The organism is Microbacterium sp. (assembly GCF_035687345.1).
In the GTDB taxonomy this organism is placed as follows: domain Bacteria; phylum Actinomycetota; class Actinomycetes; order Actinomycetales; family Microbacteriaceae; genus Microbacterium.
Window position 1 is genome coordinate 1 of sequence record NZ_DASRXZ010000037.1, and the last position, 16,832, is coordinate 16,832.

At 71.2% G+C, this 16,832-nt stretch carries 14 protein-coding genes and 1 pseudogene; 6 read left to right on the forward strand and 9 right to left on the reverse strand.

What is annotated here, in order from left to right; genetic code table 11:
- Together VFF97_RS04605 and VFF97_RS04610 are read left to right on the forward strand one after the other, a co-directional pair.
- Positions 1-366, forward strand: a pseudogene (locus VFF97_RS04605) (hypothetical protein); the annotation flags it as partial.
- A gap of 93 nt (positions 367-459) precedes the next feature.
- Positions 460-2,037 carry an alpha/beta fold hydrolase gene (locus tag VFF97_RS04610; RefSeq protein WP_325032320.1) on the forward strand — a complete coding sequence of 526 codons (1,578 nt, stop codon included), beginning with the start codon at positions 460-462 and terminating at the stop codon, positions 2,035-2,037.
- 85 nt (positions 2,038-2,122) lie between these two features.
- Here the strand turns inward: VFF97_RS04610 and VFF97_RS04615 are convergent, their stop codons facing one another.
- Both VFF97_RS04615 and VFF97_RS04620 read right to left on the reverse strand, forming a co-directional pair.
- Entirely contained in the window at positions 2,123-2,695 is a 573-nt protein-coding gene (locus VFF97_RS04615) for an OsmC family protein (protein WP_325032321.1), read from the reverse strand.
- Between the two features lie 77 nt (positions 2,696-2,772).
- Positions 2,773-4,008 carry an NAD(P)/FAD-dependent oxidoreductase gene (locus VFF97_RS04620; RefSeq protein WP_325032322.1) on the reverse strand — a complete coding sequence of 412 codons (1,236 nt, stop codon included), beginning with the start codon at positions 4,006-4,008 and terminating at the stop codon, positions 2,773-2,775.
- Positions 4,009-4,119: 111 nt separating this feature from the next.
- On the opposite strand from VFF97_RS04620, the gene VFF97_RS04625 reads away from it, so the two are divergent.
- Both VFF97_RS04625 and VFF97_RS04630 read left to right on the forward strand, forming a co-directional pair.
- Positions 4,120-5,673, forward strand: a complete 1,554-nt coding sequence (locus VFF97_RS04625; protein ID WP_325032323.1) for a molybdopterin-dependent oxidoreductase — start codon at positions 4,120-4,122, stop codon at positions 5,671-5,673.
- A 167-nt stretch (positions 5,674-5,840) separates the two neighbouring features.
- The gene (locus VFF97_RS04630; RefSeq protein ID WP_325032324.1) at positions 5,841-7,526 is read left to right on the forward strand and encodes a thiamine pyrophosphate-binding protein; all 1,686 of its coding nucleotides are present in this window, start codon (positions 5,841-5,843) and stop codon (positions 7,524-7,526) included.
- 9 nt (positions 7,527-7,535) lie between these two features.
- Here VFF97_RS04630 and VFF97_RS04635 read toward each other — a convergent pair whose 3' ends face one another.
- Together VFF97_RS04635 and VFF97_RS04640 are read right to left on the reverse strand one after the other, a co-directional pair.
- Positions 7,536-7,829 (reverse strand): putative quinol monooxygenase, encoded by a 294-nt coding sequence (locus tag VFF97_RS04635; RefSeq protein ID WP_325032325.1) that lies wholly within the window; start codon positions 7,827-7,829, stop codon positions 7,536-7,538.
- A gap of 4 nt (positions 7,830-7,833) precedes the next feature.
- A complete protein-coding gene (locus VFF97_RS04640) occupies positions 7,834-9,114 on the reverse strand; it encodes a Bcr/CflA family efflux MFS transporter (protein WP_325032326.1) in 1,281 nt (426 codons plus the stop codon).
- Positions 9,115-9,219: 105 nt separating this feature from the next.
- Here VFF97_RS04640 and VFF97_RS04645 point away from each other — a divergent pair, with 105 nt between their 5' ends.
- The gene (locus VFF97_RS04645) at positions 9,220-10,965 is read left to right on the forward strand and encodes a dihydroxy-acid dehydratase (RefSeq protein WP_325032327.1); all 1,746 of its coding nucleotides are present in this window, start codon (positions 9,220-9,222) and stop codon (positions 10,963-10,965) included.
- Positions 10,962-12,329, forward strand: coding sequence for an FAD-dependent oxidoreductase (locus VFF97_RS04650; RefSeq protein WP_325032328.1), 1,368 nt, complete (start codon positions 10,962-10,964; stop codon positions 12,327-12,329). Before VFF97_RS04645 ends, VFF97_RS04650 begins: the two co-directional genes overlap by 4 nt.
- 2 nt (positions 12,330-12,331) lie before the next feature.
- Here the strand turns inward: VFF97_RS04650 and VFF97_RS04655 are convergent, their stop codons facing one another.
- The 5 genes from VFF97_RS04655 to VFF97_RS04675 all read right to left on the reverse strand — a co-directional run bounded on the left by VFF97_RS04655 (position 12,332) and on the right by VFF97_RS04675 (position 16,777).
- Entirely contained in the window at positions 12,332-13,126 is a 795-nt protein-coding gene (locus tag VFF97_RS04655) for an IclR family transcriptional regulator domain-containing protein (RefSeq protein WP_325032329.1), read from the reverse strand.
- 88 nt (positions 13,127-13,214) lie between these two features.
- The gene (locus tag VFF97_RS04660; protein ID WP_325032330.1) at positions 13,215-14,045 is read right to left on the reverse strand and encodes an ABC transporter ATP-binding protein; all 831 of its coding nucleotides are present in this window, start codon (positions 14,043-14,045) and stop codon (positions 13,215-13,217) included.
- Positions 14,035-14,820 (reverse strand): ABC transporter permease, encoded by a 786-nt coding sequence (locus tag VFF97_RS04665; protein ID WP_325032331.1) that lies wholly within the window; start codon positions 14,818-14,820, stop codon positions 14,035-14,037. The genes VFF97_RS04660 and VFF97_RS04665 overlap by 11 nt, the downstream gene beginning before the upstream one ends.
- Positions 14,817-15,668 (reverse strand): ABC transporter permease, encoded by an 852-nt coding sequence (locus VFF97_RS04670; protein ID WP_325032332.1) that lies wholly within the window; start codon positions 15,666-15,668, stop codon positions 14,817-14,819. Before VFF97_RS04670 ends, VFF97_RS04665 begins: the two co-directional genes overlap by 4 nt.
- 104 nt (positions 15,669-15,772) lie before the next feature.
- Complete coding sequence (locus VFF97_RS04675; RefSeq protein WP_325032333.1) at positions 15,773-16,777, reverse strand: ABC transporter substrate-binding protein; 1,005 nt, start codon at positions 16,775-16,777, stop codon at positions 15,773-15,775.
- Between the last annotated feature and the right edge of the window lie 55 nt (positions 16,778-16,832).

A 16,832-nucleotide genomic window follows, 5' to 3' on the forward strand; every position in this document is an offset into this window, starting at 1 on the left:
GCCGCCGAGACGGGACTCGCGCGAGAGCTCGAGCCTCCGCTGCGCCCGCGGGCGTTCGTGCCGCAGCCCGGGCCCCTCGCGCTCGACCTCCGCGCGCGAGGCATCGGCTCGGTCGTGGTCGCGACGGGGCTGCGGCCCGACTATTCGTGGCTCGACGTTCCCGTCACAGGCCCCGACGGGCTCATCGCGCAGCGCCGCGGTGTCACCGAGGTTCCGGGCCTCTACGTCGTCGGACAGCCGATGCAGCATCGACGCGACTCGACGCTCATCGACGGAGCGCGGCACAACGCGCTCGACGTCGTGTCGCACCTGCTGCGCAGCCGGCTTTCGGACGACGTCGAAGGTGCAGCCGCGGCCATCGTGTAGGCGCCGCGCAGCCGGGGCTATGCTGACCGCGGGCGGCCACGCGGCGACGCGCCGGTCGCCGGAGTCACTCCGAACCGGGGAACGGAGGCGGCCGTGGCGGATGTCTCGATCCGACTGCTCGGCGGGTTCGAGCTGCGCACCGCGCGGGCACGCGTGACCCCCGAGTCGCTCGGACGCCGCGATCCGCTCCGGCTCGCCGAGTACCTCGCCCTCGAGCCGGAGCGTCGCGCGCACCGCGAGCAGGTGATCGACGCACTGTGGCCCGACGCCCCGTTCGAGACGGTCGCGAACCGACTCCACAAGGCCGCGCACTTCGTGCGGAAGGCGGCCCAGCGCACGGACGCGGTCGTGCTCAAGGGCGAGATGGTCGCGCTCTTCCCGGATGCCGCGGTCGACGTCGACGCGCAGGAGTTCGAGCGGATCGCACGTCAAGCCGTCTCCGGCGATCCCGGCGCCATCGATGAGGCGATCGCGCTCTACCGGGGCGACCTGCTGCCCCACGACCTGTACGAAGAGTGGACGTTCCACCACCGCCAGCGCCTCCGGCTGCGCCATCGCGAGGTGCTGCGCGCGGCAGGGCGTTATGCCGAGCTCGTCGCCCTCGACCCGACCGACGAGGACGGCCACGTGGGGCTCATGCGCGCGATGATGCGCGACGGCGACCGGGTCGGCGTGGTCAAGCAGTTCGAGGTGCTCTCGCGCGTGCTCGAGGAGGAGCTCGGCGTGGGCCCGAGCGCGGAGGCGCGTGCCCTGCGCGATCTCGCCGCCGGACCGCGCGCCGAGGACGGCGGCGTACGCGAGACGCTGCGAGCGCGCTCGGCGTCGCTCGGCACGCAGAAGGTCGGCTTCTGCTCCACGATCGACGGCGTGCGCCTCGCCTACGCCACGAGCGGCACGGGCCCGCCGCTCGTGAAGGCGAGCAACTGGCTCACGCACCTCGACTACGACTGGGACTCCCCCGTGTGGTCGCCGTGGTGGAGCGCGCTGTCGCGCAACCACACGCTCGTCCGCTACGACGAGCGCGGCTGCGGACTGTCGGACTGGGACGTCGGAGCCGACTCGTTCACGCTTGAGGCGTGGGTGCGCGACCTCGAGACGGTGGTCGACGCGCTGGGGCTCGAGCGGTTCCCTCTGCTGGGGATCTCGCAGGGCGGGCCCATCGCGCTGACGTATGCCGCGCGGCATCCGGAACGCGTCAGTCACGTCGTCGTGTACGGCACGTGCGCCCGCGCGACCTGGGCGCGCGCCGACGACGCACGCCGCCGCGAGCTCACCGCACTCGGCGAGCTCATCAAGGTGTCATGGGGCAGCGATCAGCCGGGATTCCGACAGGTGTACGACGCGAAGTTCCTGCCGGACGGACCGCTCGAGCTGTGGCGCGCGTTCGACGAGCTGCAGCGCCGCTCGACGTCGGCACGCAACGCCTACCGGCTGTGGCGCTCGTTCGGAAGCCTCGACTGCGCCGAGGCCGCGCAGCAGGTGACCACGCCCACGCTGATCCTGCACTCGTCCGACGACCTCGTGTGGTCGTTCGCCGAGGCCGAGGAGCTGCACTCCCTCGTACCCCACAGCCGCCTCGTGCGGCTCGAGAGCAGAAACCACATCCTGCAGGGCGACGAGCCCGCGTTCGCGGAGTTCCTGTCGCACGTCGAGCGGTTCCTCGCGAGCTGACCGGTGTGGGGTGCCGGCGAGCCCGGCGGGAAGACGACGGGGCCGGCCGGGCGTCCGCCCGGCCGGCCCATCCCCGCGAGTGCGATCAGAAGACCGACACCGCGACGTCGACGGAGGTGCCGTTGACGAGCACGTCGTACACCGCCGAGCGGCGCTGCGACTGGGCGACGAGCTCGCGGACCGTCTCTTCGTCGGCATCCGCGTCGATCTCGAACTTCACGCGGATCGCCTGGTAGCCGTTGCGGACCTCGCCGCCGCCCATGCCGAGGATGCCGAGCAGGTCGATGTCGCCCTCGACGGTCGAGGTCACCGAGTTGAGGCGCACCTTGCGCGCGGCCGCGATGTTCGCGAGGCCGGCTGTCAGGCACGCGGCGATGCCGTGGAGCAGGTACTCGACGGGCGTCGGTCCGTTGTCCTCACCCACGAGCACGGCGGGGTGGTCGGAGTCGACCGTCGTGACCGCCTTGTGCTCCATCTCCTGCATGGCGCCGTGGAAGCCCTGGAACATGCTGCGGCTGTGCGTGCCGGCAACCCAGGTGTTCGAGGCGCGGAACTGGAACTTCGCGATCTCGGGCGTCTCCTTCACGGCGTCGAGCGTGGCGAACAGCGTCGCGACGTCCACGCCGTTCATGCGGGCGCGCTCTTCGATCATCGTCATCGTGTGTCTCCTTCTTCCTTCTTCCGATGCCGGCGTCCGGCGTTCGGTGGTCGTTCCGGTCGCGGTCTGCGTCCGGGTCATCGCAACGATCGCAAGGCGGCCTTCCGCGAACCTTCCCCACGAACCGCTGCGCGCGCGGGTTCGGGAAGAGCCGAGGAAGGAATCGGGCGCTCGGCGAGGAAGGTCACCTCGTCGGCCATCGCTCCCGTCAGCTCGCGCAGGAGGCGGCCGATCCCGTCGGTGTCCCAGTCGTAGGCCGAGATGCGGTCGGCGACGTCGAAGACGCCGGATGCGAGGGCGTCGCGCTCGCGCATGTACCGCGCGAACGCGCGTGCCTCCGCCTCGCGGCCCGACAGCACCCGCAGCACGGCATCCGCGAGCAGCTCGGCATCGCGCAGCGCGTCGGTGATCCCGTGCGTGCTGATCGGGTCGCGGAAGAGCCCCGCGTCACCGACGAGCGCCCACCCGTGCCCGTACGGTCGCCGCATCCACCCGGGCGACCCGCCCCAGCCGTGGAGGCGCAGGCCGGTGCGCGGAGCGCGCGGGACGCGCTCATCCAGCTCGACGGACGCACGGCGCAGCAGTGTCGAGAAGGCCGTCGCCGCCCCGGATCGCCGCAGCGCCCGCATCCGGGCCGGCGACGTCGCCACGAAGACGCACGACTGACCGTCGTTCGTCGGGATGAGCCCCGCCGCGGCGCCTCTGCCGTACGCCCACTCGTAGCCCGCGGCATCCGTCTCGACGTACGCGTAGAGGACGGCGCTTCCGCAGCGGCCCGCGCACACGGTCGGCGCCTGCACCTCACGGGCGACGAACGACGCGAACCCGTCCGCGCCGATCGTGAGCGCCGCCCGCAGGCGCCGCGTGCGGCCGTCGCGGTGGACCGCGGTGACGCCCGTGACCCGCCCGCCGTCGTCACGCGACAGTGCGGTCACGGCCGTGTCGGCGAACACGACAGCGCCCGCGCGCTCAGCCGCCTCGAGCAGGATCGTGTCGAGGCAGTGGCGGCGCGGCGCGTACAGCGCGTCGATGCCCACAGCGGAGCGGATCGGCACGGTCACCGGATCAGCGCCCGCGTAGTGGAACACGGTCGTGCGGATCGGGGGCGTCCCCGCGCCGACCACCTCATCGAGCACGCCCCAGCGGGCGAGCTGCAGCACACCTCCGCGCATCAGCGCGTGCGTCGAAAGGGCGTCGGAGCCGCGCGGCATCCGCTCGACCACGGCGACCCGCAGGCCCGCACGCGCGAGCAGCAGCGCGGTGGAGGCGCCCGCGACCCGGCCCCCGACGACGACCACGTCGAAACCGTCCATTCCTTCCTTCCTCTCATCGGCGAACGCTCCGAGGATCCGACACGCGTCTTCCCCGGACCTTCCCCGCTTCCGGCCGATCCCGCAGGTGCGATCCGGGCTTAGGCTCTCCTCGTGACGAGCGCCCCGCGCCGGCGGTGGCTCGCCGCTGCGGCGGCGGGCGCGGCATCCGCTGTGCTCGCGGCGGGTCTTGGCGAGCTCGTCGCGGCACTCCTCGCGCCCGAGTCGAGCCCGTTCGCCGTGATCGGCGGCGGCCTCATCGATCTCGCGCCGCCGTGGGCGAAGGACGCGGCGATCGGCCTCTTCGGCACGGCCGACAAGGCTGCGCTGCTGACCGGCATCGCGATCGTGCTGCTGATCGTCGCCGCGGCGGCGGGTGTGCTCGAGTCGCGCTTCCCGCCGTGGGGTCTCGTCGTCATCGGCGCGTGCGGGGTCGCGGGTGCTGTCGTGTCGATGACGCGCGCGGGCGCCGGTCCGATCTCGTGGGTCCCGTCGGCGGTCGCCGGCATCGTCGGCGTCGTCGCGCTCCGGCTACTCGTAGGTCTGCTGGGCCGGGGCGCGGCGACGGCGACCGTGCCGGCCGACGCCGACTCCGGCTCAGACCGGCGCAGGTTCTTCGCGTGGGCAGGCGGGGTCACGGCGGCGGGAGTCCTCGCGCTCGTCGCGGCCAATCTGGCCCGCACGGGAACGCGTGTCGTGACCACCGTGCGGGACGCGCTGCGGCTGCCGTCCCCGACCGGGGCGCCGGTCGAGATCCCGCCCGGTGCCGACCTGCGCATCCCCGGCCTCGCGCCGGTCATCACCCCGAACGACCGGTTCTACCGCATCGACACGGCGCTCATCGTGCCGCAGGTGGATCCCGCGGACTGGAGTCTGCGCATCCGCGGCATGGTCGACCGCGAGCTGACGCTCACGTGGGGCGACCTTCTCGAGCTCCGGTTGCAGGAGAGCGTGACGACTCTCGCGTGTGTGTCGAACCCGGTGGGCGGCGACCTCATCGGCAACGCGGTGTGGCTCGGCTACCCCATCCGCGAGCTGCTCGCCCGCGTCGGGCCGCACCCCGACGCCGACATGGTGCTCTCGAGGTCGATCGACGGATTCACCGCGTCGACGCCGATCGAGGCGCTCACCGACGACCGCAACGCGATCCTCGCGATCGGCATGAACGGCGAGCCCCTGCCGGTCGAGCACGGCTTCCCCGTGCGCATGGTCGTGCCGGGGCTGTACGGGTACGTGTCGGCGACGAAGTGGGTCGTCGAGCTCAACGTCACTCGGTTCGACCTCGAGCGCGCGTACTGGACCGACCGCGGGTGGTCGGAACGGGGTCCGATCAAGCTGCAGTCGCGCATCGACGTGCCGCGGCGGGGCCAGGGTCTCAAGGCCGGCGACGCCGTCATCGCGGGCGTCGCGTGGCAGCAGCACGTCGGCGTCGCAGGGGTCGAGGTGCAGATCGACGACGGGGCGTGGCAGCAGGCGACGCTCGCCCCCGCGATCTCCGACGACACGTGGGTGCAGTGGAGCCTCCCCTGGACCGCCGATGTCGGCGGGCACGTCATCCGCTGCCGCGCGATCAGTGCGACCGGCGACGTGCAGACGTCAGAGCACGCGCCCCCCGCTCCGAACGGCGCGACGGGCTGGCACGAACGGTTCGTCGAGGTCTTCGAGTAAACGGATGCCGTCGGCCAACCTCCTCCGGCCGGATCACCGGCATCGGGCGAAATGTACGGATAGCGTTCACCTGTACGGATAGCGGTTGACCTCCCTCCATTCGCGAGGAATCCTGGAAGACGGCGCGCGACCCTCGAGCGCGCCCCACGGACGGCGACGGAGGCGACATGGGCCAGACGATCACGGTGGCGGAGGCGGTCGGACGCACGATCGCGAAGCTCGGAGCGGCGCACATCTTCGGAGTCGTCGGCAGCGGCAACTTCCATGTGACGAACGCGATGATCGACGCGGGCGTGCCGTTCACGGCCACACGCCACGAGATGGGCGCCGCCACGATGGCCGACGCCTTCACGCGCACCTCGGGGCGACTCGCGGTCGTGTCGCTGCACCAGGGGTGTGGCCTGAGCAACGCGCTCACCGGCATCGCCGAGGCGGCGAAGTGCCACACGCCGATGCTCGTCGTGACGGGCGACACCGCCGCGGGCGACATCACCTCGAATTTCCACATCGACCAGGACGCCGCCGTCGCGGCGGTCGGAGCGACCCCCGCGCGCATCCACAGCGCCGCATCGGCGGTGGCGGATGCTGCATCCGCCGTGCACACCGCGCTCCTCGAGCGCGAGACCGTGGTGCTCTCGCTCCCGGTCGACCTGCAGGAGGAGCTCGTCGTCTTCGACGACGAGGCCGTCCCCGCCGTGCCCGACGTGCTGCGACCGGGCGCATCGCCCGAGTCGCTGGAGCGGCTCGTCGACCTGCTCGTGCACGCCGAGCGACCCGTCGTCGTGGGCGGGCGCGGCGCGTGGGGCGCGAAGCGCGAGCTGCGGCGGCTGGCCGCGGCATCCGGCGCGCTCCTGGTCACGTCCGCCGCGGGACGCGGGCTCTTCGTCGACGACGAGTGGGCCCTCGACATCATGGGCGGCTTCGCGACTGAGGGCGCCGCCGACCTCATCTCGTCGGCCGACGTCATCGCGGTCTTCGGAGCGGCGCTCAACAAGTGGACGACGCGCGACGGCGCGCTGCTGCGGTCGGCGACCGTCGTGCAGGTCGACGACCGGCCGTCCGCGGTCGGGCTGCACCGGCCGGTCGACGTCGCGATCCTCGGCGATGCGGCGGTCGTCGCTCAGGCGGCGGCTGAGGCGATCGAGGCGAAGGCGCCGGGCAAGGTCGGCTACCGCACGCCCGAGACCGCCGAGCGCGTGCGGTCATCGCGGTACTGGAAGGACCAGCCGTTCGACTCGCGCTCCGACGACGAGCGCATCGACGCGCAGGAGCTCACGAACGCGCTCGACGCCCTCCTTCCGCTCGAGCGGATCGTCGTGCCGGACGGCGGCAACGTCAACTGCTACCCGGGCGCGCACCTGCGCGTGCCCGACGAGCGCGGGTACTGCATCCCGCTGTCGTTCCAGGCGATCGGCATGGGCCTCGCGGCCGGCATCGGCGCGGGCGTCGCCCAGCCGAGTCGCCTCCCCGTCGTCGGCACGGGCGACGGCGCGTTCATGATGTCGCTCGTCGAGCTCGACACGGCCGTGCGTCTCGGACTCGGCATGGTCGTCATCGTCTACAACGACGACGCCTACGGCGCGGAGGTGAACCTCTTCGATCCGTACACCGACAAGCTCGACCTGGTGCGCTTCCCCGAGACCGACATCGCCGCCATCGCGGCGGGATACGGATGCCACGGCCTCACGGTCCGCGCGCTCGAAGACCTCGACGGGGTGCAGGCGTGGCTCGACGGTCCGCGCGACCGCCCGCTCGTCATCGACGCGAAGATCGTGAAGGGTCGCTCGTGGCTCATGGCGCGCCGCCACGCCCAGCCCGCCGCGGACGGCGAGCCGGTGCGCATCCGCCACTGACGCACCGCGTCAGAACGGAATGGTCTCGAGGCGCACGAGCCGCGGCGGGCCCGTCAGCAGCGGCCCGATCTCCGGAACGGCGCCCTCGCCGGCCCGGAAGTCGCGGTACGCCTGCTCGGCCTCCCACGACGACCACTCCTCGTACAGCGTCCAGTTCGCGGGGTCGTCACGGTCGACGAGCCAGTCGAGTCGCTCGCATCCGTCGAACGCCCTCGACGTCTTGAGCATCTCCGCGAAGACGGCCTTCGCCTCCTCGACCTTCTCCGGGACGATGCGGAACTCCACGATCGCGACATGTGCCATGTGCTCAGCCTCTCTCTTCGGGGCGGGTTCGGGCGACATCACTCGCCACGACGACAGCGCCGCTTCGCTCGCCCCACCAGCCCACGGCGCCCGCGACGACGCTCAGCGTGAAGCACGCGAGCATCACGACGGCCATGGGCGCCGCGGTGTGCGGACCCAGCACACCGCCCAGCGGCGAGACGAGCGAGCCGACCAGGAACTGCGTGCAGCCCATGAGGGCCGCGCCGGACCCGGCGGCGAACGCCGCACGCGCGAGAGTCAGGGTCGTCGCGTTCGCGAGGATCGCTGAGCCTGCGGCGCACGACGGCACGATCGTCGCGAGGAACGTCGCGACCGTGAAGGGCCCCGCCGTGGCGAACCAGACCATCGCGGCGGTCGACGCGATCGCGACCGCTTGACACACGATGAGCATGCGGCGCGCGCCGAATCGCGCCGACAGCGGCGCGTTGAGACTGCTGCCGACGAGCACCGCGAGCGCGTAGCACATATAGAGGAACGAGAAACCCCACTCGTCGGTGTCGAGCACGTCCTGTGCGATGAACGAGGATGCGCTCACGTGTGTCGCGAGCGCCGCGAACGCGACGGCCATCGCGAGGGCGTTGCCGGCGTACCCGGGGTCGCGCAGCAGACGGCGGTAGTTGCCGAGGAGGCGGCCGACACGCACCGGGGTCCGGGCACCCGGATCAAGCGTCTCGGGTACCGCGAACACCGACATGACCAGGTACGCGGCGCTCAGGACGATGAGCGCAACGAAGGTCGTGCGCCAGCCGCCCGCCTGCATGAGCAGGCTTCCCAGCAGCGGACCGACGAGCGGCCCCACCGCGAGCATGCCCATGAGCACGCTGTACGACGCGGCGGCCTGCCGGCCCCGCGCGGTGTCGGACACGATCGCGCGCGCCACCACCACGGCGGCCGACGATCCGAGCCCCTGCATGACGCGACCGGCGATGAGCAGCTCGATCGTGGGAGCGGCGGCGACGATCACGCTCGCGCCGGTGAGCACGCTGAGTCCGAGCAGCAGCACGGGCCGGCGACCCAGGCTGTCGGCGAGCGCCCCCACGATGAGCTGCCCCGCGGCGACGCCGAGCAGGAACCCCGTCAGCGCGATCTGCGCGCCCGCGATCGTGGTGCCGAGATCGGCCGCCATCTGGCTCAGGCCGGGCAGGTAGATGTTCGAGGCGATCGGGTTGACCGTCATGAGCAGGCCGAGCACGCTCAGCAGCCCCGTCGTCAGGACGGGGGTCGCGGCATCCGTCGCCGCGGCGCGACGCGCTCGTCTGCCCATCACTCAAAGGTACGCATTGCGACCAATCAACCGCAATGCGTACACTAGGACGTATTGCGGATACATCGACCCGTCGATTCCGCGATGACGCACGAGAAAAGGACGATGATGCCCGACCTGCGCAGCAACCTCCCGCCGACCTCAGCGCTCGGGATCGCGAGACGCGCGCAGTGGCGGTCGCTCGGGATCCCGGCATCCGACCTGTCGAAGCCGAAGGTCGCGATCGTCAACACGTCGTCCGAGCTCGCCGCGTGCTACGCCCACCTCGACGACATCGCCGACGCCCTCAAGGAGGAGCTGCGCGGACTCGGTGTCCTGCCGTTCGAGATCCGCACGACCGCGCCGAGCGACTTCGTCACGAGCGCAGGACGCGCGGGGCGCTACATCCTTCCGAGCCGCGACCTCATCGTCGACGACATCGAGGCCGCCGTCGAGGGCGCGAAGCTCGACGCGATGATCTGCCTCAGCTCGTGCGACAAGACCACGCCGGGCCACCTCATGGCCGCGGGTCGCCTCAACATCCCGACCGTCATCGTGCCGTGCGGCTACCAGCACTCGGGTCTCGCCGAAGGGCGCGAGGCCGACGTCGAGGAGGTCTTCCTGCTCGCCGCCATGGCCGCGGTCACGGGTGAGCCGACCGACGACCTCGAGGAGCTCGCCGACGACGCGATCCTCGGCCCGGGCGTGTGCGCGGGCCTCGCGACCGCCAACTCGATGCACATCGTGGCCGAGGCACTCGGCATGGCGGTGCCCGGCGCGGCACCCGTGCGCGCCAACAGCGAGCGCATGTGGGACTCCGCGCGCCGCTCGGCGGCGGCCCTCGTCGACCTCATCGAGCGCGACGTGCGCCCGCGCGACATCATCACCGATGGGTCGGTGCGCAACGCGATCCGCGCGATGCTCGCGGTCGGCGGCTCGATCAACACGATCAAGCACCTGCAGGCGATCGCCGTCGAGACCGGGCTCGACATCGACGTGTGGGAGGAGTTCCGCGTCCTCGGCCGCGACACTCCCCTGCTCGCCTCGGTGCGCCCGAACGGACCGTGGCTCACCGAGCAGTTCGAAGACGCCGGCGGCGGTGCGACGGTGCTGCGCGAACTCCTTCCCCTGCTCGACGGCCACCAGCTCACGGTCGCGGGCGGAACAGTGGCCGAAAGGGCGGATGCCGCGCGCCCCGCCGACGGCGAGATCATCCGCCCCATCTCGAACCCGTTCGGCACCGACCCCGCGATCGCGGTCGTACGCGGGACGCTCGCACCCGGCGGCGCGGTCGCGAAGCGCCCCGTCCCCGACCCCGGCCCGCGCCGGTTCACCGGACCCGCGCGCGTCTTCGCCAACCGCGAGGAGGCGATCGAGGGCATCTCGAACGGACGCCTGCGCGAGGGCGACGTCGCGGTCATCCGCGGCATCGGCGTGTCCGGTGCCCCGGGCATGGGCCTCACGAGCGCGTTCATCTTCGCCCTGCACGCGCGCGGGCTCGCGCAGTCCGTCGCACTTGTCACCGACGGGCAGTTCTCGGGCCTTGTGAACCAGGGCATGACCGTCGGCGAAGTCTCGCCCGAGGCCGCGACCCCGGGCGCGCCGCTCGGCCTCGTGCAGGACGACGACATCATCGACATCGACCTCGAGACCGGCCGCCTCGACCTGCTCGTCGACCCGGCCGAACTCGCCGCCCGACCGCCGTACGTCCCGCCCGCCGACCGCGACACGGGCGGCGGCATGCTCGACCAGTACGAGCAGCTCGTCCAGCCTCTCGGCTGCGGCGCGGTGCTGTGCCCCCGCACGGCCGGACCCTGCCAGAAGACCGCGGTGGGAGCATCCGCCGTCTCGACCACCCCGGAGAACGCATGACCACGTCGACCATCCACCTGCCCGCCGCCGAGGTTCCCGTCATCGGCGAGTACGACGTCGTGATCGTCGGGGGCGGACCCGCGGGACTGCTCGCCGCGACCGCCGCGTCGCGGGCCGGGCGGTCGACGCTGCTGATCGAGCGATACGGATTCCTCGGCGGAGCCGGCACGATGGGCGGCCTCAGCACGTTCTGCGGTCTGCACGCGAACGTGCACGGCGAGCACCGGCTCGTCGTGCACGGCTACGCCGACGAGCTGTACGACCGGCTGAAGGCGCTCGATGGGCTGAACGAGCCGCACCTGTCGGTCGAGGACCGCATCCAGGCGGTCGCGTTCGACATCTCGGCGTACAAGATCGCCGCCGACGAGCTCGTCGTCTTGGGCGGCGGTGAGATCCTCTTCCACGCGACCGCCGTCGACGTCGTCATGAAGGACGAGTCCACGATCGACGCGGTCGTCGTCGAGTCGAAGTCCGGGCGCGCGGCGGTGCGCGGGCGCTTCTTCATCGACGGCTCGGGAGACGCCGACATCGCCGCGTGGGCCGGGGTGCCGTACGAGCACGCCGAGCACCTGCTGTACCCCTCGCTCATGTTCCGCATCAACGGCGTCGACTACGAGAAGGCCGGTCCCGCGTGGAAGACGATCCGCCGCATCATGGAGGAGGCCGAGGCCGCGGGCACCCACCGCTTCCCGCGCAAGAAGCCCATCGTGCGCCCGCAGATCAACCCGCTCGAGTGGCGCTCGAACCTCACGCAGCTCAGCAACGAGGACGGCTCCGCGATCGACGGCACCGACGTGCACCAGCTCACGCGCGGCGAGCTGCAGGGACGCCGGCAGGTGAAGGACACGTTCGCCTTCATCCGCGACAACACCCCCGGGTTCGAGAACTCGTACGTCGTCGACATCGCGCCGCAGATCGGCATCCGCGAGACGCGCCGCATCGTCGGCGAGTACCAGCTCACCGAGGACGACGTGCTCGACTGCGTCGACTTCGAGGACACGATCGGGGTCAACGGCTGGATGGTCGAGGCGCACGTCGCGGGCGACGTCGAGTTCCGCTTCCCGCGCGCCGAGGACTCGCGCGGCTTCAACCACCTCCCCTACCGCATGCTCGTGCCGCAGAAGGTCGGCAACCTGCTCGTCGCGGGGCGGTGCGCGTCGATGACGCAGCTGGGGCAGTCGTCGGGACGCGTGACGGGTCCGTGCTTCGTGATGGGCCAGGCGGCCGGCACGGCTGCCGACCTCGCCCTCGCGGCCGGGGTCACGGCGCGCGACGTCGATGTGCCCGAGCTGCAGCGGCGCCTCGAGGCCGAGGGCGCCTACCTCGGCACGGACATCCCGGCCGACGTCGTCGCGGCGCGCTGAGCTCAGCGCACGGCGCGGAAGAGCTGCGGGTTCGCGTTGCGGTAAGCACGGCCGATCTCGCCCGCGGCGTCGCGCAGCACGGGCGCGACGACCTCGGTGAGGCTCTTCTCGTCTTCGCGCACAGTCGTGGACGACGCCGACAGGCCGCCCACAGCGCGCCCGTCGATGAGAATCGGCACCGCGACGGCCACCTGACCGGGGTGCAGCTCTTCGATCGAGACGTCGAAGCCCTGCTCCTTCACCTTGTCGAGCCGCGCACGCAGCTGCGCGACCTCCGTCACGGTGTGAGGGGTGAACGACTCCAGCTCGACGCCTTCGAGCAGCGCGTCGAGCTCGTGGGGCGGCAGGTGCGCGAGGAGCACCTTTCCGACAGCGGTCGCGTGCGCAGGCAGCCGGTTTCCGATCCGGACCGAGTCCGGCAGCGGCCGACGGTCCTCGACGCGCGCGACGTGGATCACCTCGAGCCCGTCGAGCACGCCGATGCTGCACGTCTCGCCCGTGCGCTCGACGACGTCGGCCATGTAGCCGTACGAGATCTCGGGAAGCGACGACGCGGCGAAGTATCCCGAGCCGAGCTCGAGGATGCGGGGCGTGAGGCTCCACAGGCCACCGGCGGACTCCGCGTAGCCGAGGTGGGCGAACGTGAGGAGGATCCGGCGCACGACGGGGCGCGCGAGACCCACCCGCTCGGCGATGTCGGCGATGGTCAGCGAGCCCTCGCGGTGGTTGAAGGCGCGCAGCACCTCGACCCCGCGCTCGATGCTCTGAATCCGGTCCCGCGACCTCTCGTCGGCCATCCCCACCCGTCTCCTCGCTGTACGCTCTGCGTCCGGCGGCACCATCCTACGGTCGGCCACGCGAGATCGCGGGGCGGCAGGGCGGGACCTAGGCGACCGTCCGCACGGCTTCCGTGTCGCCCGTGTACGTCTTCGCCTTCTGGATCTGCTCGTACACGTGGTGGCGCAGCTCGACGAAGCGCGCGTCCGAGCGCGTCTCGAGCTGGTCGCGGGTCTCCGGCAGATCGACCTTCAGGTCCTCGAGGATCACGGTCGGCGACGACGACAGCACGATGACCCGCTCGCCGAGGTAGACGGATTCGTCGATGTCGTGCGTCACGAAGAGGATCGTGAGGCCGAGCTTGGCCCACACTGACCGCACGAGGTCTTCGAGGTCGGCACGCGTCTGCGCATCGACGGCCGCGAACGGCTCGTCCATGAGCAGCACCTCGGGCTGGTACGCGATCGCGCGGGCGATGGCCACGCGCTGCTGCATGCCGCCCGACAGCTGCCATGGGTACGACGTGGGCACGTGGGCGAGGCCGACCGCCTCGAGGGCCTCCTCGACGCGCCGCTTGCGCTCCTCCTTGGGCACGCGCGCGACCTTGAGCGGCATCTCGACGTTGTCGGCGACGCGCAGCCACGGATACAGCGACCGCCCGTACTCCTGGAACACGAGCGCCATGTTGCGCGGCGGCCCGTCGACGACCTTCCCGTCGAGCACGACCTCGCCGCTCGTGGGCGCGAGCAGGCCCGAGATGCACTTGAGCAGCGTCGTCTTGCCGGAGCCCGACGGTCCGACCAGGCACGCGAACTCGCCCTTGCGCAGGTCGAAGGTCAGGTTCCGCACGGCCTCCACGCCGCCGGTGGGGGTCGAGTAGATCTTCTGAACCCCGCGAACCGACAGCAGGACCTCGTTCGTCGTGGCGTCAGCGCTCACTGGTCTCCACCTCTCGTTGTCCGAAGTACCAGGCCAGCACGCGGCGCTCGATCACGCGGAAGATCCACGCGAGCACGATGCCGATGAGGCCGATGATGACGATGCCCGCCCACATCGGGCCGATCTGGAAGATCTGCTTGAAGAGCATGATCTGGTAGCCGAGGCCGTCGATCGCCGCGTACATCTCGGACACGACCATGAGGATGATCGCGATCGGGAGGGCGAGACGGATGCCGGTCATGATGCGCGGCAGCGACGCGGGGAGCACGAAGCGGCGGAGCTTCTGCCACCCGGTGACGCCGTAGGTGCGCGTCGTGTCGGCGAGCACCTGGTCGACGCCCCGGACGCCGTCGATCGTGTTGAGGAGGATCGGCCAGAGGCATCCGAGGAAGATCAGGAAGATCTTGGAGCGGTCGTCGATTCCGATGACCAGCAGCAGCACCGGGAGCAGCACCGGCGGCGGCACCGCGCGGATGAACTCGAACAGCGGCCCCGTGAGCTTGCGTGCGACGCGGCTCGACCCGACGACCACACCGAGCACGACGCCGACGACGATCGCGCTGATGAGCCCGACGCCGAGCCGGTAGAGCGACGGCAGCACCTGCTGCACGAGCAGCGGCCCGAACCACGACCCGAAGAAGTCGCTGACGATCTGGCCCGGCTTGGGCACGAACGGGTTGGTCTCGTTGAGCGTCGCGACCCACCACACCGCGATGATGAGGACCGGGAGGGCGAGCGCGTACACGAGGCGCATGCCGATGCTTCGCGTCGTCATGAGATGACCTCCGCTCGAACCGACGGATGCCACCCGAGCACGGCCTCTTCGAGGCGACGCAGTGCGAGGTTGATCACGAGGCCCAGCACGCCGGCGAGGAGCGCGAGGGCGTACACGACCGGTGCGTTGCCCGCGGACTGGTACTGGGCGATCATCTGGCCGATGCCGGGCGCCTGCACGACGATCTCGATGGTCACGGCGACGACGAGCGCGATCGTGCCCGACAGGCGCACGCCCGTCATGAGGTAGGGCAGGACGGTCGGCCACACGACGTAGCGCGCGCGTGCGAGATATCCGAGGCCGTAGCTGCGCGCCGTCGAATCCGCGACCGGGTCCACGTCGGTGACGCCGTAGACCACGTGGATGAGGATCACCCAGAAGCACGCCCACACGACGATGGCGATCGTCGCGGCCGGGCGGACGCCGAAGATGACGACCGCGATCGGAATGAGGCCGACCGACGGGATGGGCCGCAGGAACTCGATCGTGGAGTGGGTGAACTCGCGGACCCAGCGGTTCGATCCGATGATCACGCCGCACACGACGCCCGCGACGAGGGCGATGACGAGGCCCACGCTCCAGCCGAGCATCGTGTTGCCCAGGGCGGTCCAGAACTGCGCGCGGTACTGCTCGCCGGCGACCACCTCGATGACCGTCGCGAAGACCTCTGTGAACGGAGGCAGGTAGGTGGGGTTCACGAGGCTGAAGCGCGACGCGAGCTCCCAGACGAGGATGAAGCCGACGATGCCCAGCGCCCCGAGGACGGGGGTCGAGAGCTTCGACTGGCTGAACGGTGTGCGGGTCTGCGGGCGGGTCGCGGCATCCGCGGGCGCCGTGATGGTCGCCATGCTCGTCCTCCGCTTGCTGGTTCGTGGGGGAAGGGGGTGGTGCGGGCCCGTGCCCGGTGGCACGGGCCCGCGTACCGGCGGGGTCACTCCCGCCGTGTGGGTTCTTACGGCTCCCAGATGAGCGTGTCGAAGTCGACCGGCTCCTTGAGGTAGCCGAGCTCGAGCGACCAGTCCGCGATCGGCTGCAGGTTCTCGACGGTGAGCGGGAGCTTGCCGTACGAGCCGAGACGGATGCGGGCCGCCAGCGCCGGGTCGATCTTGGTGAACTCGGCGATGTTCTCGCGGAGCTCCTCGTCGTTCTCGAGCGCGTAGGTGTTCGCCGCGTTGATCGTGTCGACGACCTGCGCGAAGTACTCCGGGCGCTTCTCCACCTCGGAGCGCAGCGCGTACCAGACGCCCGCGACGACCGCGTGGTCGGACAGGTACTCGAACGGGTTCGCCAGAGTGCGGAAGTTGTTCTCCTCGCGGCCGAGCGTGCCGAACGGCTCACCGGCGACGAACGAGTCGATCGCACCGCTCACGAGCGCGGCGGGCTGGTCGGGCACGCCCATCTGCACGTACTGCACCTTGGCGGGGTCGCCGCCGTCGGCCTTGACCGCGATGTCGGCGAGCAGCTGCGTGTAGCCGCCGGGCGCGTTGACGGCGACCTTCTTGCCCTCGAGGTCCTTCGCCGACTTCAGTTCGCTGTCGGCCACGACGAGCAGGTCGTTGATGCCGTTCTCGGGGTCGTCGGGCGTCGCGCTCGCCGCCGCGATGATGACGAGGTCCACGCCGTTCTCGACGGCCTGGAAGACGCCCGTCGAACCGCCGTAGCCGATCTGCACCTGGCCGGACTGCATGGCCTGGATGATCTCGGTGGACGAGCCGGCGGGCTGCAGCGTGAGGTCGAAGCCGTTCTCTTCGAACAGGCCGTTCTGCTGCGCCATGTACACCGGACCGATGTCGGTCACGGGGATCACGCCGGCGACGAGCGGCTGGACCTCCTGCGTGTCACCGCCGGCGTCGCCGCCCGCGGTGTCGGTGCCACCGCCGCCGCAGGCGGTGAGACCCAGGGTCAGGACCGCGCCGATTCCGATGAGGAACGACGCTCGGGTGCGCAAAGCCTTCATGACTGCCTCCATTGCCAGTTCGAGCTCTCAAGCGAGTCGGGACGAACGAGATGCT